The 19,684-nt window shown below is 49.4% G+C and carries 17 protein-coding genes and 1 pseudogene; 9 read left to right on the top strand and 9 right to left on the bottom strand.

The features are described 5' to 3' along the window. Nucleotides 1-23: 23 nt before the first annotated feature. The 3 genes from C7382_RS06715 to C7382_RS06705 all read left to right on the top strand — a co-directional run bounded on the left by C7382_RS06715 (nt 24) and on the right by C7382_RS06705 (nt 3,729). Nucleotides 24-1,295 (top strand): amidohydrolase, encoded by a 1,272-nt coding sequence (locus C7382_RS06715; protein WP_116679524.1) that lies wholly within the window; start codon nt 24-26, stop codon nt 1,293-1,295. Nucleotides 1,296-1,315: 20 nt separating this feature from the next. After that, nucleotides 1,316-2,146 (top strand): purine nucleoside phosphorylase I, inosine and guanosine-specific, encoded by an 831-nt coding sequence (locus C7382_RS06710; protein ID WP_116679581.1) that lies wholly within the window; start codon nt 1,316-1,318, stop codon nt 2,144-2,146. Between the two features lie 662 nt (nt 2,147-2,808). Then, nucleotides 2,809-3,729, top strand: coding sequence for an AraC family transcriptional regulator (locus tag C7382_RS06705; protein ID WP_116679523.1), 921 nt, complete (start codon nt 2,809-2,811; stop codon nt 3,727-3,729). Here C7382_RS06705 and C7382_RS06700 read toward each other — a convergent pair. The 8 genes from C7382_RS06700 to mscL all read right to left on the bottom strand — a co-directional run bounded on the left by C7382_RS06700 (nt 3,726) and on the right by mscL (nt 9,531). Continuing rightward, on the bottom strand, nt 3,726-4,511 hold the full coding sequence (locus tag C7382_RS06700; protein WP_116679522.1) for an ADP-ribosylglycohydrolase family protein: 786 nt from the start codon (nt 4,509-4,511) through the stop codon (nt 3,726-3,728). The two genes, C7382_RS06705 and C7382_RS06700, sit on opposite strands and share 4 nt — an antisense overlap. Nucleotides 4,512-4,547: 36 nt before the next feature. Continuing rightward, a complete protein-coding gene (locus tag C7382_RS06695; RefSeq protein ID WP_116679521.1) occupies nt 4,548-5,771 on the bottom strand; it encodes an ABC transporter permease in 1,224 nt (407 codons plus the stop codon). A gap of 24 nt (nt 5,772-5,795) precedes the next feature. After that, nucleotides 5,796-6,131: a 30S ribosome-binding factor RbfA gene (rbfA, locus tag C7382_RS06690; RefSeq protein WP_116679520.1), complete on the bottom strand. Its 336-nt coding sequence runs from the start codon at nt 6,129-6,131 to the stop codon at nt 5,796-5,798. Nucleotides 6,132-6,231: 100 nt separating this feature from the next. Then, nucleotides 6,232-6,447, bottom strand: coding sequence for an immunity 17 family protein (locus C7382_RS06685; protein ID WP_116679519.1), 216 nt, complete (start codon nt 6,445-6,447; stop codon nt 6,232-6,234). Between the two features lie 23 nt (nt 6,448-6,470). Next, nucleotides 6,471-6,887, bottom strand: coding sequence for a tRNA (adenosine(37)-N6)-threonylcarbamoyltransferase complex ATPase subunit type 1 TsaE (gene tsaE / locus C7382_RS06680; protein ID WP_116679518.1), 417 nt, complete (start codon nt 6,885-6,887; stop codon nt 6,471-6,473). Nucleotides 6,888-6,902: 15 nt separating this feature from the next. Next, nucleotides 6,903-8,447 (bottom strand): type IX secretion system response regulator PorX, encoded by a 1,545-nt coding sequence (gene porX / locus C7382_RS06675; protein WP_116679517.1) that lies wholly within the window; start codon nt 8,445-8,447, stop codon nt 6,903-6,905. 85 nt (nt 8,448-8,532) lie between these two features. Beyond that, nucleotides 8,533-8,922: a hypothetical protein gene (locus tag C7382_RS06670; protein WP_116679516.1), complete on the bottom strand. Its 390-nt coding sequence runs from the start codon at nt 8,920-8,922 to the stop codon at nt 8,533-8,535. Nucleotides 8,923-9,111: 189 nt separating this feature from the next. Further along, nucleotides 9,112-9,531 carry a large-conductance mechanosensitive channel protein MscL gene (gene mscL / locus C7382_RS06665; protein ID WP_116679515.1) on the bottom strand — a complete coding sequence of 140 codons (420 nt, stop codon included), beginning with the start codon at nt 9,529-9,531 and terminating at the stop codon, nt 9,112-9,114. A 148-nt stretch (nt 9,532-9,679) separates the two neighbouring features. Between mscL and C7382_RS06660 the strand changes: the two genes are divergently transcribed. From C7382_RS06660 to C7382_RS06630, 6 genes and pseudogenes are all read left to right on the top strand, one after another. Further along, nucleotides 9,680-10,594: a gliding motility protein GldB-related protein gene (locus C7382_RS06660; protein WP_116679514.1), complete on the top strand. Its 915-nt coding sequence runs from the start codon at nt 9,680-9,682 to the stop codon at nt 10,592-10,594. An 886-nt stretch (nt 10,595-11,480) separates the two neighbouring features. Continuing rightward, nucleotides 11,481-12,545: an efflux RND transporter periplasmic adaptor subunit gene (locus C7382_RS06655; RefSeq protein WP_116679513.1), complete on the top strand. Its 1,065-nt coding sequence runs from the start codon at nt 11,481-11,483 to the stop codon at nt 12,543-12,545. Further along, nucleotides 12,542-15,679 carry an efflux RND transporter permease subunit gene (locus C7382_RS06650; RefSeq protein WP_116679512.1) on the top strand — a complete coding sequence of 1,046 codons (3,138 nt, stop codon included), beginning with the start codon at nt 12,542-12,544 and terminating at the stop codon, nt 15,677-15,679. Before C7382_RS06655 ends, C7382_RS06650 begins: the two co-directional genes overlap by 4 nt. A gap of 2 nt (nt 15,680-15,681) precedes the next feature. Next, nucleotides 15,682-17,076 carry a TolC family protein gene (locus C7382_RS06645; protein WP_116679511.1) on the top strand — a complete coding sequence of 465 codons (1,395 nt, stop codon included), beginning with the start codon at nt 15,682-15,684 and terminating at the stop codon, nt 17,074-17,076. 478 nt (nt 17,077-17,554) lie between these two features. Then, nucleotides 17,555-18,032: pseudogene (locus tag C7382_RS06635) on the top strand (HU family DNA-binding protein). 68 nt (nt 18,033-18,100) lie between these two features. Then, nucleotides 18,101-18,748 carry an abortive infection system antitoxin AbiGi family protein gene (locus tag C7382_RS06630; protein WP_243405670.1) on the top strand — a complete coding sequence of 216 codons (648 nt, stop codon included), beginning with the start codon at nt 18,101-18,103 and terminating at the stop codon, nt 18,746-18,748. An 83-nt stretch (nt 18,749-18,831) separates the two neighbouring features. Here the strand turns inward: C7382_RS06630 and C7382_RS06625 are convergent. Beyond that, a partial coding sequence (locus C7382_RS06625) for a tyrosine-type recombinase/integrase (RefSeq protein ID WP_165815134.1) occupies nt 18,832-19,684 on the bottom strand: 853 nt, incomplete at its 5' end.

Genomic DNA, 19,684 nt, shown 5'->3' with positions numbered 1-19,684 from the left:
GACACTATATAATATAGTAGCACTTGGAGATACTGATCAAACAGGCACTGCTCGACGGTGTCCGTCAAGATATTAAGATAGAGGGCAACCGCATCACGCAGGTTGCCCCTACAATTCTGCCTTCACCCGATGCCGAGGAGATAGACGCTTCTTCGATGGCAGCCATTCCGGGCTTCCACAACTGTCACACGCATTCGGCCATGACCATTTTCCGTGGCTATGGTGACGACTTGCGGCTGATGGATTGGCTGGAGAACTGGATCTGGCCGGTGGAGGCACAGATGACTGAGGAGGATGTGTACTGGGGTTCCAAACTGGCCTGTCTGGAGATGATCAAGAGCGGTACGACTGCCTTCCTCGACATGTATTCCTTCCCGACAGCTACGGCTCGTGCCGTGGAAGAGATGGGGGTGCGTGCCGTACTTGCCCATACACTTTTCGACAGAGGAGATGCGGAGCGGGCACGGCTTGATCGAGAACGAGCCTACAGCCTGTACGAGATCTTCCGTTCCTATAGCGACAGGATTCAATTCTCATTAGGGCCACACGCCATCTACACGGTAAGCGGAGAGCAATTACAGTTTTGTCACCGCTTTGCCGAAGAGAGAGACATACTCATACACCTGCATCTGTCCGAAACGGAAGGAGAGGTACAGGAGTGCATCCGCCAACACGGGACTACACCCGTCCGATATCTGCATCGGCTGGGCGTACTCTCGCCACGACTGGTCTTGGCACACAGCATCTGGTTGGACGAGGAAGAAATGGATCTGCTGGCCGCCCACGACTGCCAAGTGGCTCACAACCCCGCGTCCAATATGAAGTTGGCATCCGGCTACCGCTTCGGGTACGACGAGATGCGCAAGCGTGGTATCTCGGTGGGGTTGGGTACGGACGGTTGCTCTTCGTCGAACAACCTCGATATGGTCACGGCCATGAAACTCGCTACCTTTCTCGGCAAAGCATGGCGCTCGGACGCTACGGCGGTCAGGGCTGCCGACATCTTCCACAGCGCCACGGAAGAGGGCGCACGCATCATGCGTACCGATGCAGGAGCCATTGCCCCCGGATGCAAGGCCGATCTTTGCCTCGTGCGCTTGGATCTGCCCGAGATGACTCCCTGCCACAATTTTATCTCCAATCTGGTTTACTCTGCCAACGGCAGCGCCGTAGATACAACTATCATAGATGGCAAAATCCTCATGCGCGGACGCAAAGTGCCCGGCGAGGAAGCGATCCTGGCGCGCGCCGCTGAAGTGGCATACAAACTGATGGACAAAAAAGCGATTCACTAAAGACAACAAGTATGCGATATTTGAAACTCCAAGAACGACATTATCACGAGGCAGCTTCTTTCCTGGCCTCTCGTCTGCCCGGCGATGCCAAAACGGCCATCATACTCGGAAGCGGTCTGGGAGACTTAGCGGACAAACTCGAAGACAAGACGGTCATCCCATATAGCGAGATTCCTCACTTTGCCCACGCCACAGCTGTAGGACACAAAGGCAACATCATCGGCGGGAAGCTCAACGGTGTGCCTGTCGTGGCTATGCAAGGGCGTTTCCATTACTACGAGGGTTATCCGATGGATCAGGTGACATTCCCTATTCGCGTCATGAAGCTATTGGGTATCGAAAATCTCTTCGTATCCAATGCAGCAGGCGGGATCAATACTTCGTTCAAAGTGGGTGATCTGATGATCATATGCGACCACATCAACAACCTGCCCAATCCGCTAATCGGTCCCAATATGGATATGTTCGGGCTGCGCTTCCCCGATATGACGCGCGCCTATGACCGCGACTTCATCGCCGAGGCCAAAGCCATCGCGAGAGAGCTGGACATCCCCGTCAAAGAAGGTGTGTACGTAGGTCTTACCGGTCCTTCCTATGAGACTCCCGCAGAATACCGTTTCTGGAGACAGGTGGGCGGCGATGCCATCGGCATGAGCACGGTGCCCGAAGTAATCGTAGCCCGCCACACGGGCATCCGAGTATTCGGGATGTCGGTCATAACCAACGAAGGCTATCACTTTGCCGATGATTTCGTCAATAACGAACAAGACGTCATCATAGCAGCCAATGCGGCTTCAGAAAAGATGGGCGCCATCTTCGCCCGCCTCCTGACTGCCATCTCAGCCCACTAAACGACCAAGCTCAAGATTGGGGAACCAAGCTCTTAATATGCAGACAAATAATCATCAAACAGCGGACTACGACTTGGTACTGGATGAGCAAGGAAGGGACTCCCGAAAGAGAGAAACATAAAGAAAATGCAAGAGCTTTTTATGCCATCGCTTAGTTTACGAATCGACATCGCTAAACCTATAATAGGGCTGTAATCAAACAAAGGCATAAACACACAAATGAAAGGGGGGCTGTTGCTCCCCTTTATTTTTGCTTTAACTTCATTGAGGATGTATATGTGTCAGTGGAGATGAGCGATGCTCATTCGTATAACATGCTGCACCTATTGAGATCCACTCGTATTCACTCATTCAATGGCTATTGTTCATCTGGCAAAAAAACAGAGCGAGACATCTCCCGACGGCTCGCTCTTCAATTAACCTTAAAATCTAATACCATGAAAAACACAGTACAAATATAGTACTTTATGTCAAACAACACATTATTTCGGCAAAAAAATCATTTTTTCATCTTAGCGAAGGCATCAAATGTGCTTCTCTCCCATCGAACAGTTTCCAGAATAGGCACGTCACGGTCGCCCCACATGGAAGGAGAGCGTAGTCTCATTCCGTCTCTATCTCCCAACGAATCGTATATTTGTGTGTAGAATAACGAAGATGAAATGACAGGAAACGATCGTACGCAGCTGCCTTTTGATGATTTGGGCGAAGAGTTTTTCTTTTTTGTCACCCCGCTCAATAATAGTCCGTGGTTCGTTGACGGATGCACACAAAATCCGCTTTATATACATCATGCGGGAGTAGGCGTGTGTACAGCAGGATCGGCTACTGTGATGATCGGCTCCACCGTGCACCAGCTCACCACAGGTACGATGTGCGTCCTGCTGCCCGACAGCATGCTCTATATACTGGGACGCAGCTCGGACTTTGCCGGCTTTGCCATTGCCACGCATGCAGGATTCATCTACCACGCCGTGCGGTATAATGTTCAGCCGAAGATCTTCTTCGAGCATCATCCCATCATCAGCCTCAAGGACGACGAATTGGCCTATATGGATAGCTTCTACCATCTCTGTCTGCGTCTTCAAGATCGGGAAGCGCAGGTCTATGGTACGGATATACGCAAGCATCTGCTCGCTGCTTTTCTCTTCGAGCTGCTGGGTATGTACGAGGAGGCGGGCAAGAACATGCAGCAGTCGGGCGGGCGTCGGCACGAGCATTTCGAAGCATTCATGGCTTCACTGCGTCAACATTACAAAACGGAGAGAAGCGTGGAGTTCTATGCCGATAAACTCTGCATCTCGGCACGCTACCTCAATCTCATCTGCCGCGAACTGACGGAGCACTCGGCAAGTGAATGTATAAGCGACTACGTGGCCATGCACATTGCGCTTTCACTGATCACAACAGACCATAGTATATTGGAGCTATCGGAGGAATATAACTTCAGCACACCCTCCTATTTTATTCGCTTTTTCAAGCAACACGAAGGCATGACACCGCTACAGTTCCGCAGGCGGAAAGGCGGAAAAAGCCGATCCGGCTTCGCTTTTCCGTTATTGCCGGAAGCTTCTCTTGGCTAATGCAGAAGCTGCACCGAAAACTGCTGTCGGAAAGTGTTGAGAACGTCAATGATTTCCTGCGGAAGGAAGGTCATTGCTATCTCTTCGATATTTGCGGGAATACCATAATAGGCTTCGGCAAGACTACCGGCTATAGCGGCTATGGTGTCGCTGTCTCCACCGATTGATACCGATAGGCGAATGGCACTTTCAAAATCGGCACTTTCGAGGAAACAAGCGATAGCTTGCGGCACGGTGACTTGGCAGGTTTCGTTGAAACTATTGGTCTTGCGGATGTAGTCACAGCTTTCTACTGATTTTTCATAGTCGTATTCGCTAATGGCAAGATGTCGGATCGCGGCTTTGTCTGCTCCATGTGCAGCTGCATATATACAGTCAGCGATACAGACAGCACCTTTGATCCCTTCCGGATGATTGTGGGTACATTCGGAAGCAGCACGCGCGGCTGCAAGAGCCTCCTCCCTTGTAGGTAGCCATCCACAAGGCGATACACGCATGGCAGAACCATTGCCAAAACTACTGTAGGGCTGTGGTTCGTTGCTATGTACCCAGCGAGCAAAGGAGCCTCCATAACCACCCATAGGATATGGATACTTGCGACACCAACGGTGCAGCGTGGAGCCGAAGTCCGTTCCCCTAAGGATGGCATCGGCAATAGCCACTGTACAAATAGTGTCGTCGGTGTACGAGCATTCGGGGGCGAAAAACTCAAAATCTGTTCTCGTTGTATTGTCGAACTCGAACCGAGAGCCGACAATGTCTCCAATAATCGCACCTAACATAGCTTGATTTCTTTTTACACGGTAAGATATACCAACTTAGTTCTGCTTCAGCCTGCGATTGATGAAATAGTGGACGGGATAGTAGGCTGCGGCATAGCTGAGCGCAAATATCGTGAGGAAGATGAGTGCGAGGTCTAAGGCATCGATCCGAATGGGATAAGGTACAGAAGAGAGTCCTATCTGTAATGTAACGAGGCCGTAAGTTTGCTGCGCAAGACAAAGTGCGATGCCGATGACGATGCCGACAACGGCTCCAATAAGAGAGACAAGCATACCTTCCATCCTAAAGATACGGGCAATGACCTGGCGCGATGCACCAAGGGAGTGAAGCGTGGCGATGTCCTCCTTCTTCTCTATCAAGAGCATGGAGAGACTGCTGACGATATTGAAAGCGGCGAGGACGAGAATGAACAGCAGGATGAAGTAACTCATCCATTTCTCCATCGAGACGAGTTGGGAGACTTCGGGGTGCTGTCCTGCCAAATCAAGTACTTGATAGCCCTCGCCCAAAACAGACCTAAGTGTAGCTGCAACTTGCTCCGGTTCACCATCGGCTTGTAGTCGGATGGCTACTGCCTCTGCTTCCTGCTCTGTATAATCAAGGAGACGACGCAGGCTGTCGAGAGATAGGATGATGGTATGATCCGTCGGTTCCATGCCGGAGGCTATGACCGAGGCAACTTTTCCCTCCATCGACTTGAAAGCTCCGGCAGGAACAAGCGGATTGATAAGACCGACACGCCGAGGTACAATAATCTCCACAGGATCCACAAAACCGACTCCGAGCTGCATCTCTGCAGCAGTGGCCGCCCCTACGTTGAGTGCAGCCATACCTGACAAGCCTTCGATGGAAAAGGTGCCGGCAAAGGCGATAGAATCGATGTTGACCGTGCCGACATAGCGATCATCCACACCAAGGAGTGCGACGGCCTGCTGTCGGAGAGAGGTACGAACGAGACCTTCTCCCTTGAGGGTGAAGCTATAGGAGCTGATGCCTGCCGTCTGCAGAGCGGAAAGCAGTGTAGCGTCATCAGCATGCAACATCGAGTGATCCGCTGTACGAATCAATAGCGGGGGATCCGTCACGGCCGAGTGCTTCATGATCAGGCTCTCATATCCGTTGAAGATAGAGAGGATGCACACCAAGGCGGAAGAGACGACACAGATAGCCACTGCCGAAACAAGCGAAACGACATTGACAGCGCTGAATCGCTTGCGCGAGAACAGATAGCGACGAGCTATGAAGAATGGGAAGTTCACAGAGACGCGCTGAGGGGAGCCTGTTTATTGCTTGAGCAGACGGTCGATATTCTCCAAATAGTCGAGCGAATCATCCAGAAAGAACGACAGCTCGGGAATCTTGCGCAGTTGGGTGCGCACTTGCTGCCCCAGGTCGTAGCGGATGGTCTTGGTGTTATGCTTGATGCTTTCGAGTATCTCGGTTCCCTTGTCGGAGGGGAATATACTCAGATGCACGCGAGCGATGCCCAAGTCGGGGCTGACGCGCACATTTGTGACCGAAATCAGCAATCCGGGTAAGGACTTGGCATCGCGGAGGAATATCTCTCCGAGTTCCTTCTGAATCAGTCGTTCTATTTTGCTTAGTCTTTTATTATCCATTGCGGGGTATTTATTGTGTTGAATATGATGAGCCCGTCGTGACAGACGGAATTACGCATACAAATGTAGGGCTTTCGCGCCGAAAAGGCCTTACATCACACTACAGCCTACACAGGCCGATCGTAGCCACTACGAGCAAAGCTACCCCCACGACCATGTAAAACCAACGCGCTCCTTGCCGACCGAAAGCGCGCACCCACATCTGTGCACCGCGGCTGCTGAGCAACCAATCGGGGCAAAGCAGGGCCGTGAGCAGCGCTACCAATCCGATCAGGATGAACAAGATGAGGTAGAAGTTTTGCAGGATGGACGGCATGAGGCAGATGTTTAACCAATGGATCAGAAAGTAAGGCGGCGCTTGCCGTCCTCCATTTCTTCGATATGAACCATGACCGTATCGCTTGGCAGAATGGGAGCCAACAGCTCCGGCCACTCGATGAAGCACAGACTTCCGCTCTCGAAGTAGTCCTCTACACCAAGATTGAGCGCATCCTCTATCTTATTAAGGCGATAGCAATCGAAGTGATAGATGAGTTCGCCCGTTTGGTCCGATCGGTACTCGTTGATAATGGAGAAGGTGGGACTATTGATTACATCCGCTACGCCCAACTCCTCGCATACGGCCTTGATGAATGTCGTCTTGCCCGTTCCCATGGGGGCATGAAAGGCAAAGACCGTATGATCTTCCATCTGGGCGATGAAGTCATGCGCTGCACGTTCGAGGTCGGAAGTGCCATCGATGATGATTGTATTCATAATATGGAGGGTTGTCTATTTAGGTTGCATGGTTATCACCGGCACGAGCATTTCTTCGAGCGATATGCCTCCGTGCTGGAAAGTATTGCGATAGTACTGCACGTAGTGATTGTAGTTATTGGGATAAGCGAAGAAATCATCCTCCTTGGTGAAGATAAATTTATCCGACAAGTTGTTGTGCGGAAGCCCTACGCTCTTGGGGTTGTTGATCTCGAATACCTCCTTGGCATTGTAGTCCAAATTCTTGCCCACCTTGTAGCGGAGGTTGGTATTTGTATTTCTGTCTCCTACCACTTTGACGGGGTTCTTCACCTGGATGGTACCGTGGTCTGTCGTCAGCACCACCTTGTATCCCATCTTTGCGATGCTTTGGAAAAGGTTGTAAGTGATTGAGTGCTTGAACCAACTCTTCGTCAGCGAGCGGTAAGCAGCTTCGTTTGAAGCCAATTCACGTATCATCTTACTATCCGTACGAGCATGCGAAAGCATATCCACAAAGTTGAGTACGATTACGTTCAGCTGGTTCTGTGAGAGCGACTTGATCTGAGCAAGCATGCGTTCGCCATACTTGGTTTCGTACACTTTGTTGTAAGAGAAGCTATAGGACTTGCGGTAGCGCTCTATCAGCGTGCGGATCATCGGCTCTTCGTTCAGGTTCTTCCCCTCCTCGCTCTCCTCGTCCACCCACAGGTCGGGAAACATCTTCTCGATCTGTAGCGGCATTAGCCCTGAGAAGATCGAATTGCGCGCATACTGTGTGGCGGTAGGCAGGATGGAAAGATAAAGATCCTCATCGAAGGTGTAAAAATCGCTGAGCATCGACTTCACGCTTTCCCACTGATCCAAACGGAAATTATCGATCAAGATGAAGAAAACCTTCTCATCCTTGTCCAATAAGGGAAAGACTTTCTCTTTGAAGAGATCGGGGCTCATCGTCGGACGCGTTTCCGGTTTGGCTATCCAGTCCTTGTAGTTCTGCATGACGAAGCGGGCAAAGAGTCGATTGGCTTCTTGTTTCTGCATCTCCAGCAGATCGCTCATCTGCTTGTCGGCCTGCTCCAACTCGATCTCCCAGAATACGATACGACGGTATAGTTCTTTCCATTCATCGAAAGAGAGTCGGCCGCTCATTTGGGCACCCAATTGCGAGAATTCCTGCCGGTAGTTCGTATTGGTCGTTTCGCTGATAATACTGCTTTGTTGCAGATTCTTTTTGAGTGAGAGAAGGAGCTGATGCGGATTCACCGGTTTGATCAGATAGTCAGCAATCTTCCCACCGATCGCCTGAGTCATGATGTGTTCCTCCTCACTCTTGGTCACCATAACCACGGGAACGAAGGGTTTGAGTTCTTTGATCCTTTGCAGCGCATCCAGCCCGCTGATACCAGGCATATTCTCATCGAGAAAGACGATATCATAGTCGGCACTCTGTATCGCATCGATAGCATCGTTACCACTCAGCACAGGGGTTACTTGATAACCTTTTTGTTCGAGAAAAAGGATGTGGGGCTTGAGCAGATCGATCTCATCATCCGCCCAAAGGACAGTATAGGGTTTCATGTTTGCTTGATAGTTTGCTCTATTATATATAGGGTGTAACGAGTCTGACAGGTTTAATGTTGTCCTCACCAAAGAAGAATCGTCCTCAATCGTGATAATAGTCGTATAGTTCGCCGAAATAGTCTTCGTAATCGTTCAGCGGTTCGCGATCGTCGTCTTCAGCTTTTTCATCGTTAGCGGCAGGCAACCAATGAAGAGAATCGAGGTCTCCGGCATGTCGCAGCGTGTCACGATAGATGATAAGGCGATTGTCATAGTCGTAGTTGGCAATGTCCGTTGCAGGACGAGAGGGGTCGTAATTGAGCCAATAGGAATTATCATGTTGCTTCTTGGCCATATCCTGCGACCTCTCGTTAGTGCATAGTCTGATAAGCTGAATGCAGATGACAACGAGGACGATCGCACCTGTGATCATGCGTCGTTTGCTCGGGCCGGTTTGGTCATAATGCTGTTTTCTACTGCTGCGTCCTACCATATCTCCTCAGATTAAAGACTGATGGTCGTTTAGCTTGGTGGTTGTAATAGAGACTGCCGCCCCATTCTTCGGCAAGGCGGATAGTATTATCCCTCGGCGCGAAGCACAGGACGGCGGCTGTGAGATTCTCTGCTCCACCGTCTCTGCAGGAACATAGCTGCTCCGTGCAGGTGATGGAGAAGTGCGTGCTTATTGCTTCTTGAGCAGATCGCGGATTTCTGTGAGCAACTGGATATCCTCCGGCGTCGGAGCAGGCTCGGCAGGAACTTCCTCTTCTTTCTTCTTTGCAGCCATGATGGCTTTGATCATGAGGAAGATCACGAACGCGAGAATGAGGAAGTCAATAGTTGTTTGGATGAAATTACCATAGTTCCAAGCCACTTCCGGCTTTACGATCTCGCCGCCTTCCATCACTGCATCGCTGAGCACCACCTTGAGGTCGGCGAAGTTCACACCACCTGTCAGCATACTGATAGGAGGCATGATAATGTCGTTTACCAAAGAGGAAACAATCTTGCCAAAGGCACCACCGATGATCACACCGACTGCCATGTCCACTACGTTGCCCTTGAGTGCAAACGCTTTGAAGTCCTGAATAAATTTCTTCATAAATACTTTTATTTGTTATGTCAGTAGTCCCATGATGGGTAACGCTATCGACTACTAACGATTATATGACGTTACAAGGTCAAATGTAAACAATATTTATTGGAATCTGAAAAAAGCGCGCTACTTTAGTAACCTCAGACAGATGATTATGAAAGCAATCAATAACATGGGGAGGCGCTGTCTCCTATCTTTCGCCCTACTCTTCACGATGGCGACATGGCTCAACGCTCAGAAGATACAGCAGGCAAAAAAGGTGCTTCGCCTGGACAGCCTCTACTATGCTGCTGCTACTGCATCCAATCCTCAGGCAGAAATAGCCCGCCTTGTACGTGAAGACCCGGCCAATGCCGATTGGTTGGCCTATCGCGTCCTCGATCCCAATGCACAGGAAGAGCATGCTGCCGAGGTACTCTTGCGTATGTATCGCCATCCGCAACTGCTACGGCTCTATGCCGATACAGAGACTGCTTACTCACGAGGCGTGGCCGATTCGATAGCAAGGAGCATCATCGCAGCTTTCGACCGTCTGCAACAGTTGGAACCCACAATGGCTGTACCGCAGTACGTGGGATTTCATGTGAGCGGCCTGCAACAAAGTGTAGTCGCTCTACCCGATCTGGTATCGGTGGCTATCGACAAATACATCCGTCCCGACTATCCCATATACGTACAGTTCTTCAGTGATTATGAGCGACAGACGATGTCGCCCGAGTACGTTGTTCGCGATGCATTGCTCGGCTGGATCTGCTCCGAGCGTCCTTTGCCCCGAGAGACAGTGCTCACACTCCGTTTTCAACTCGAATACTGGGGCGATATCTTCCGCCTGATGCGTGCCGTTTTCCCCGATGCTACGGAGGAATGGTTGTTCGGTTTTACTTCCGAACAACTGCAGTGGCTCCGACAGAATAAAAAGATCCTCCTCTCCAATGCGCAGAAGCGCGGCGAAATGGAGTCGTCTCAGCCTTCCGTCACTGATCGATATTTCAGGGAGCTACCACCCGATCAGCTTTTGCCTCCTGAAGCACCCCGCCTCATCGGCTACTGGCTCGGCGCCAATTTATAAGGCTCCATTTAGCACATACGACATTATGTAGCTTGTCGCAAGGGATCATTTCCATGTTGGCAAATATACAACCAAATGAAAAACACCTCCTTTTGAGGTTCTCACTCAGCATATGTTCGATCTAAGGAAGTAGATCAAACATTGGTGAGAAAAGCTGCAAATCAAGCTTGTATTGCCATACACTTCTATAGAATTTCTGTTTTTGGGATCATCATCAACGTCCGGATAGTCCCAAAAACAGTTTTTTAAGGTGTCGTTCACGTACGACGACCCTAATCACACTGCTTTTGAATGCATGATATGCTATAATGCATAGTATATCATTTGCTTTTGTGTGCATTATATACTATAATGGCCACTAAATCATTTGCTTTTGCGTGCGTTACATGCTATAACGCTACTATATCATTTGTTTTTAACTGCATTGTATGCTGTAATGTCTATTATGTTGTTTGCTTTTAAGTACGTTATAGACTATAATGACGTCAAAAGCATTTGTTTTTGATACTATTACAGTCTGTAATGACTACTATATCATTTGCTTTTGTACTTGCTACAAGCTGTAATAGACTGAAAACAAGATAATTATAAGTATTCGACGAATGCAGACAGGCCGATTAGCCGTTAGAGAGATGAATTTTCCTGAGCGTAGATCAATTTCACGTTCATTCTAACATTTTAGCTTCGAAATCATCTCGGGCAAAGCTCTTTGTATCGATATATCAGACAACCACTGACACAAAGCTGTAAAACCAGAAAATAGGAACAATGAGAAGAGGGAATCTGAGAATAAAGTTGTTTCCGATTTTGTACATTTTCTGATTCAAAAGCGTTACATTCCTGTGCGTTGGTGCAACTACTTTTGTCATGCTAATAAATCAAAGAAATGAACAAAAGGATAGTATCAGCCCTATGTCTGGCCTTTATTTTGGTCAGTTGTGGGGGAGAAAACAAACGACATGAAGAGGCGCGCACCGTCAAGACCATAATAACAAAGGACTATACCACGGAGCGGACAACGCCTTTCCCCGGCAAAGTCGTAGCAGCTGAAGAGGCTAAGCTGGCTTTTCGTATCGCGGGACCAATCGCAAAGATCCATGCCCATCCGGGCAAAGCCGTACGCAAAGGAGAGCTCCTCGCTTCTCTCGAAGCAAGAGACTATGAAATCCAGTTGGCAGCCACCGAGGCAGAATATAAAAGGATCAAAGCCGAGGCAGATCGAATAATCGAACTGCATAAGCAGAAAAGCGTCTCGGACAACGACTATGACAAAGCTATCTATGGTCTGCAACAAATCACAGCCAAACTCAATGCACACCGCAATGCTTTGGCAGACACGAGACTCGTCGCCCCCTTCGACGGCTACATCCAGGAACCGCTATTCAAAGCCGGAGAGACGGTGGGGGCAGGAATGCCCGTTCTTGTCATCACCGGAGCAGGGACTCCGGAAGTAGAGATCAACATACCGGCAAGCGAATATCTCGAACGCGAACATTTCGGTTCGTTTACCTGTACAGTCAACGTATTTCCCGATCGGGTATTCCCGCTCGAATTGATTTCCATCGACCCGATGGCCAATCTGAATCAGCTCTACCGCATGCGTCTGAGATTCAAACGCGACTCAAATGGCGAACTACCGACCGTAGGAATGAGTGCAATGGTGAACATAGGTTACTGCCATGAGGACAATCGTGGTGAAATCATCCCGGCGACGGCTCTGTGGGAGAAAGACGGTAAAACTTATGTATGGATAGTGGAAGGCAAGGACAACTGCAGCGTCCATGCCCAAGAAGTGATCGTAGTGGAAATGCTACGGGAGGGACACAGTGTGTGCCATGGCATCGGTCGCGATAAGCAGATAGTAGTGGCCGGTGTGCATGCACTCAAAGAGGGCGATAAAGTGCGATTGCTTGAGGAAAAGACAGCTACTAATGTAGGAGGATTGCTATGATCAATCTGAGCAATTGGGCCGTTGACAATAAAAAACTGGTCTACTTCCTTATCATTGTGCTTTGCGTAGGCGGCATCATGTCCTATTGGAACATGAGCAAGCTGGAGGATCCGGAAATCAAGGTGAAGCAGGCAACAGTTGTGACCATGTATCCGGGGGCTTCATCGCACGAGGTGGAGCTGGAAGTAACTGACCCGTTGGAAAAGAGCATCCGCTCTCTTTCGGTCGTAAATGAAGTAACGAGTGAATCTATGAACGATGTCTCTGTCCTGACGGTTACACTCTCTACACTTCTTTCCAACAAAGAGGTCGAACAAGGATGGGATCTTCTCAGACGCAAAGTCAGCGATACACAGAGTTCGCTCCCCAAGGGCGCCATGCAATCGGTTGTGTTGGATGGGTATGGCGATGTATTCGGAATGTTTTACGCACTTACATTCGATGATTATTCGAATGAGGAAGCCATTCGTTATGCCGAACTATTGAGCCGAGAGTTACAGAAGATAGAAGGTATCTCGCAAGTGAACATATTCGGCAAGCAGCATCCGTGCATCAATATAGATCTATACGAAGACAAAATGGCCAGTCTCGGCGTTCATCCGGCTTTGGTGCTGAATATGCTGCAAGGACAAAACGAGACGATCTATTCCGGCTACTATGAGACGGGAGGGCAGCGTCTGCGTCTGACGATCAGCGACCGGAATCAGACAGTCGCCGATATAGAGAATATGGTACTGCAAGGATCGGAAGGCGACCAACTCCGACTCGGCGACATCGCACATGTGAGCGAATCATACGAACATCCAACTCGTACGGGCATGCGCTACGACGGGAAAGAAGCCATCGGCATCTCCATTTCGGCTGACTCGGGGACGGACATTACTCAGATAGGGAAAGAAGTAGAGAAACGACTCAAGCAGCTCCAACAACAACGACTGCCTGCCGGTATGGAACTGAACAAAGTCTTCTTCCAGCCGCAACGTGTATCCGATGCCCTTAACAACTTCATCCTAAACCTGATCGAGTCAGTCGTGATCGTGGTATTGATCCTTGTATTCTTTATGGGTGTCCGATCAGGATTGATACTGGGGCTGAGCCTTTTGGTAACCGTGCTTGGCTCCGTTGCATTACTACAGGTATTCGATGGTACGCTCCAACGCGTATCTCTGGCATCGTTCATCTTGGCTATGGGTATGCTTGTGGATAATGCCATCGTTATCCTCGACGGCATCCAGATAGATCTTGAACGCGGAGTCTCGCGCCGACAAGCACTTACCGAAGCCGGACGCAAGACGGCTATGCCTCTGCTCGGAGCCACGCTCATCGCCATACTATCTTTCCTGCCCATCTTCCTGTCACCCGATACAACGGGAATCTATGTGCGTGACCTGTTCATCGTGCTGGCCGTATCTCTGCTGCTGAGCTGGGTATTGGCTCTGGTGATGATTCCGGTCGTGGCAGATGCCTCCCTGCACCCCCAAAAAAAGGTGAAGGAAAGCGATCTGTACTCCGGGCGCATCTACCGATGGTTGGCTGCTTCGATCCGATGGGTATTGAGACACAAGAAGACTACCCTATCCGTCGGAATAACAACCATTGTAGCCAGTGGTCTTGCCTATCGACTGCTACCGCAAGGCTTCTTTCCGGACATGGATTACGACCAACTATACATCGAGTATCGGCTACCCGAGGGTTATACGACTACGAGAGTGAACGAAGACTTGACCGAAATAGAACACTACCTACAGGGACGCCCCGAAGTAACGCACGTGACTACAGCCATAGGGGCTACGCCGTCGCGCTACAATCTCGTGCGCAGCATTACGGGCTCTTCTCTCTCGTACGGAGAGTTGATCGTGGACTTCAAGAGCAGCAAATCGGCTCTCAAGCACATCGATGAGCTGCAAAGCTACCTCTCGGCACAGTATCCCGACGCTCAAGTGCGAGTAAAACGGTACAATCTGATGTTCAAAGAGTATCCAATCGAGGTCATCTTCAAAGGACCAGACCCTGCCATCTTGCACAAACTTACAGACAGCGTTGTGAACATCATGCAACAGCAGCCCGAGACACAGATGGCCCGCTCTAACTGGTTTCCCAAAGTACCTGCTCTGCATATACAATACGATCAGGCCAATGCCTTGAGAGCCGGGCTGACCCGACGCGACATAGGGCTTTCGCTCATGGGCACGACTTACGGGATTCCGGTGGGGACTTTCTACGAAGGCGCCGAACGAAAAAGCATTAACATTCGCTCTGTAGACAAAGACGGCATGCCTATCGAAAGCCTCGAACAAGCGGCCATATTCGGAACCACTCCTTCGCTCTCGGCCATCAATAAAGAGACCATACAAGGATTGATGACGGGTACTATCTCCAAGCAAGATGTCATCTCCATGTTGCTGCGCACCGTACCCTTGAGCGGAGTAAGCGAAGGAATAGACCTCGTCTGGGAAGAGCCTATTATCAGACGAATCAACGGCGAACGCTCTATGAAAGCGCAATGCTCTCCCAACAACGGAGAAAGTGCCGAAGCTCTACGCACAGCCATTGCCAAGGAAGTAGAGCAGATAAAATTGCCGGAAGGCTACAGCATGGAATGGGGCGGAGAATACAGTGCCAGCCATGAATCGACCAAATATCTCTTCCGTTATTACCCCGTTGCTGTCATCCTCATGCTGGCTATTCTGATCATGCTCTTCGGAGATTATCGCAAGCCGCTGATCGTTATCCTGTGCCTGCCTCCTCTGGCGATAGGAGTGGCATGGGGCATGCTCATCTCAGGCAAGACCTTCGGCTTCACGGCCATCGTGGCAACACTGGGACTCATCGGCATGCTGATCAAGAATATCATCGTACTCTTGGATGAGATCACACTACTCATTTCTCAGGGAGTGCGACCACATATCGCCCTGATAGAAAGTTCCAAGAGTCGTCTGCGCCCCGTGATGCTGGCTTCGCTCACGACTATTCTCGGCATGCTTCCTTTGTTGGGAGACGAGCTATTCGGGCCGGCAGCTGTCGTCATCATGGGAGGATTGCTTGTGGGCACGTTAGTGACCCTGCTCTTTGTCCCGCTTCTTTACGCCATATTCTACGGCATACACAAACCCAAAACGATTTCAAACGAATAGATATGATCCGCATACTCAACGGTACCATGCTCCTACTCCTATGCCTCGCCGGCATAGGAGAGAAAGCCGAAGCACAAGCATTGTCGCTAAACGAAGCTCGTGAACGAGCCTGCAGGCACAATAAGCAAATAGCGATAGCTGACGAAACCTCGTTCAAAGCACAGCATACACTGCGAGCAATGAAGACCAACTATCTGCCCAAGCTCTCAGGTTCGGCTTACGCTTATTATACGACGAAACGAAAAAAGGAGCTCTCCCTCGGCTCAATAGAAACAGGCCCCTTGTTGGCCGGCTTGCAAATACCGTCCGGGCAACAGCAGCTTTTGGCTCCGTTACTTGCCATCATTCCCGCACAAGTACCACTCCCATCCATCCCGCTGGAGCTGGATCTGAACAATTCTTATGTAGCCGGCATAGCGATAGAGCAGCCGATCTACATGGGGGGAAAGATAATAGCGGGAGAACGCATGGCACGAATCGGCGTGGAAATGGCACGGCTCAACCGTTTACTCGGAGAAGATGAGGTGATACTCGCCGTCGATGAGGCTTACTGGACACTGGTTCAGACGCTGGAGATGCAAACGACGGCCGAAGCCTATTCGAGAACGATCGACGAAGTTTACCGAGTCGTGAACAATGCCATGAATGCCGGCATGCGCACGGAAGTAGACCTAATGCGTGTAAAAGTAGAACAAAGCCAGGCAAGACTACAACTGCAGCGCGCGGCAAACGGAGTCAAATTGGCGAGGATGAATCTCTGCCAAGTCATCGGCGCTCCACTCACCGAGCCCCTAACCCCAACAGAAAGTTTCCCGATCGAACCGACCATAACTGCCACGGCAGGAGATCCCACGGAGCGTCCCGAGTACGGATTGCTAAGCCGACAAATAGAGATGAAACAAGCCGAAGTGAAACTCATCCGAAGCGATTTTCTCCCCCATATAGGGCTGCGAGCAGCATACACCTACACACACGGCATACGACTCAACGAACAACTTCTCCTCGACAATGGAGGCCCTTCGGTCATGGTATCCGTATCGCTTCCCATATTTCGATGGGGAGAAGGACGTGCCAAGATACGAGCTGCGCAAGCCGATCAGCGCATAGCCACTCTTAAGCAAGCCGAAATAGCAGAAAAGATAGTTCTGGAACAGCAGCAAGCAGAAAATCGCTACTACGAAATGGCTGCCGAAGTGGAGCTTACGCGTATAACAGTGGAAGAAACAGAGCAACTCCTTCGGCAGAGTCACAACCGCTATCAAGCCGGACTGGACACCACCGCATCCCTCTTGGAAGCAGAGACGATAGCCGTCAAGGCCAAAGGCGAACACATCGCCGCCAAAGCCAAATTGGCTCTTGCGCACACGGCTCTTCTCAAAGCCATGGGACGCCTCTGAGAGCAGTCCGCCACCCCACCTACCGATGTTCTATAACTCAGGCCGTAGGGCTGTGCCGTTGGGAGTTTTAATCCCGAGGTACAGCCCTTTTTCAAATCCTCCACTACTCCGCCATATCCGGATCAACAGTCGAATAAATCAGCACCACCACAAGATCTCCAAAAAACTAGTACTGGTTCCTTACATCATTTTGTCGCTCTTCATTTCTTTTCCGCTCCGTGTGTGCTTCACGATGAAAAGAACGCTCAAAAGAAGAGAACAGAGAGAAGAACGGCTCTGCAAACGACTTCATCGGATTGCCAACATCTGCACACTTTTTCTTCTAGGGATATGCAAGTGAGAATTATCATTGGCGAGAGAGCATCCAAAAGATGCCGAGTAATCAAGTATATTTGCATTATCAATACAAGAAATCTCTCCCGTGAGCGAAATCCTCCGACTTCGGAAGAGGGAACAAAGGGGGAAACACTATCGAATTATGGCAAACAAACCCTTGCAATTCGTTCTTGTGGAACGTAAAACGTAAAATGAATTTTGGTGCAAATGCAGGAAAAACGGTACAAGTTGCCAAACCTACGGGCAGGCACCGTATCGATTTCCGCAGTTTTTGCGAACGCGTGGCAAAGTCCACCACATTCAATCGTCAGGAAGTGGAAGCCGTGTTGAACTACGCCACCGAGATTGCCCGCGACATTGTGGCGAACGGCGACATCGTGGAGTTTGGCGATTTGGGTACATTAAGTCCATCGTTCAAGAGTAAAGTCGTGCCTGTGGGAGAGGTTTTCAACGTGCAGAAGCATATAGAAAAGCCCATCGTGCGGCTCTCTCCCTCGCGTAGGTATTTTATGCTTACCGACGTGAGCTACGAGCAGACAGAGCCCAAAGTCAAGAAAGGCTCGAAGCCTACGCCGAAACCAAATGAAGAAGGTGGTTCAAGTGGCAATGAAGGATTTTAATTATTCTCCCAATAGACCTTCACATAGACACATCGAGGTAGAGTATTTTTGCTAGCAATATAGACATTATGAGTAAGAAAGTGAAAGTCAGGCCAGACTTCTCTCCTTTTCTTGTACATTTTACAAAAAATGAGGAGCCAGTAGGGAAACAGGATCCTAAGGATCCTATTGGAGATAGAGCTAAAAAGAGTGCCTTAGATCGGCTGATTAGTATACTTAGCGAGAAAAAAATAATAGCTTCAACTATGCCTTGGACAAATTGCCACTGTGTATGCTTTACAGAATGTCCTTGGGCAAGCTTAATAGATCATACTAGGTCGTATTCGCCATATGGTATCGGATTTTCGAAACAGTTTATTTTTTCGAGAAATGGCAGCCCTGTTTATTATGTCAGGGCTGACCAATATGAAAAACAAGAGTGGCATGAACATCTTAAATGTTTTGTAACTCCTTTTTGGCCTAGCTATAGACCTAAATCGATAGATGAGAAAAAGAGCTTTAAGACTTGTGACTATACACATGAAAGAGAATGGCGTGTTCCACATGATTTCTCATTTGAGTATAATCAAATTGAGTTTATCATCCTAGATAAATATGAAGACATGGCTAAGTTTCCTAAAGAATTAAAAGATAGTATAGGCCGGGATAAATTTTTACTTATGGATAATTACAAGATAATCGAGAAGTTGTGGCCTGTACATAATTTGGGTATATAAGTAAGAATCTACTGACAGGTATTTAATGCAAGAACAAATAGAAAAGAGCTTGCTCTATTAACAGAAGCAAGCTCTTTTCTATATCAATTCGACACATCTCGTCGTTTTATCAACCTATCCATATCCATTGCAATCTTTTGGTCAGTGATTTGGGCATAAATTTGCGTGCTGGAGATGGAGGCGTGTCCCATCATCTTGGCGATGCTTTCTATCGGAATACCTGCCTCCAAAGTCAGCGTACCGAAACTGTGGCGACCGACGTGGTAGCCCAGCGGAGTTCGAATGCCACACGCCAAGCCCACGGCTTTGAGATGGGTAAGTAGTTTGCCTTTGCTCATCATATCGGGAAATATCTTGTAATCTTCCTTGCTCTCCTCCTTGGTGTAAAGCGAAAGTATCTGCTCCGCTATCGGATGCAAGGGTATCAAACTCTCCACTTCCGTTTTCTGTCTTGCCTTACGGATATACCGCTTCCCCTCGCTGTTCGTTTCGATTTGCGAAGCTCGCAGGCTCTGCAAGTCGGCAAATGCCAAACCCGTAAAGACGGAGAAGAGAAACATCCTTCGGCTTAGTTCCGCCCCTTCCTCCTGCAACGGGAATGCCAAGAGCCTTGCCACATCGCCCTTGCTCAGGAAACGAGGTTTGCGCTCTACGGCTTCATACTTCACCTCCTCAAACGGATTGAAGCGTATTGTTCCCTGACTGACGGCTCGATACATCAGCCGACTCAACCAACACAAATGCCTGTTTATAGTTGCAGGGGCATAGCCCTCTTTCTTCAAATGGAAACGATAATCATCAAAGAAGTCTGTCGCAAGAGCTGTTAGGGGAATATCCTCCTCTCCACGACTTCGCACAAAGGAATTGAGTTGTCTGTCGGAATGCCGATTGTTGCTATACGTTCCCTCGCTTTTGCTTTCTCGTTGAGCTTTCAAT

This window comes from Porphyromonas loveana (assembly GCF_003096695.1).
GTDB lineage: Bacteria > Bacteroidota > Bacteroidia > Bacteroidales > Porphyromonadaceae > Porphyromonas > Porphyromonas loveana.
This window is presented reverse-complemented; position numbering and strand designations above follow the sequence as displayed.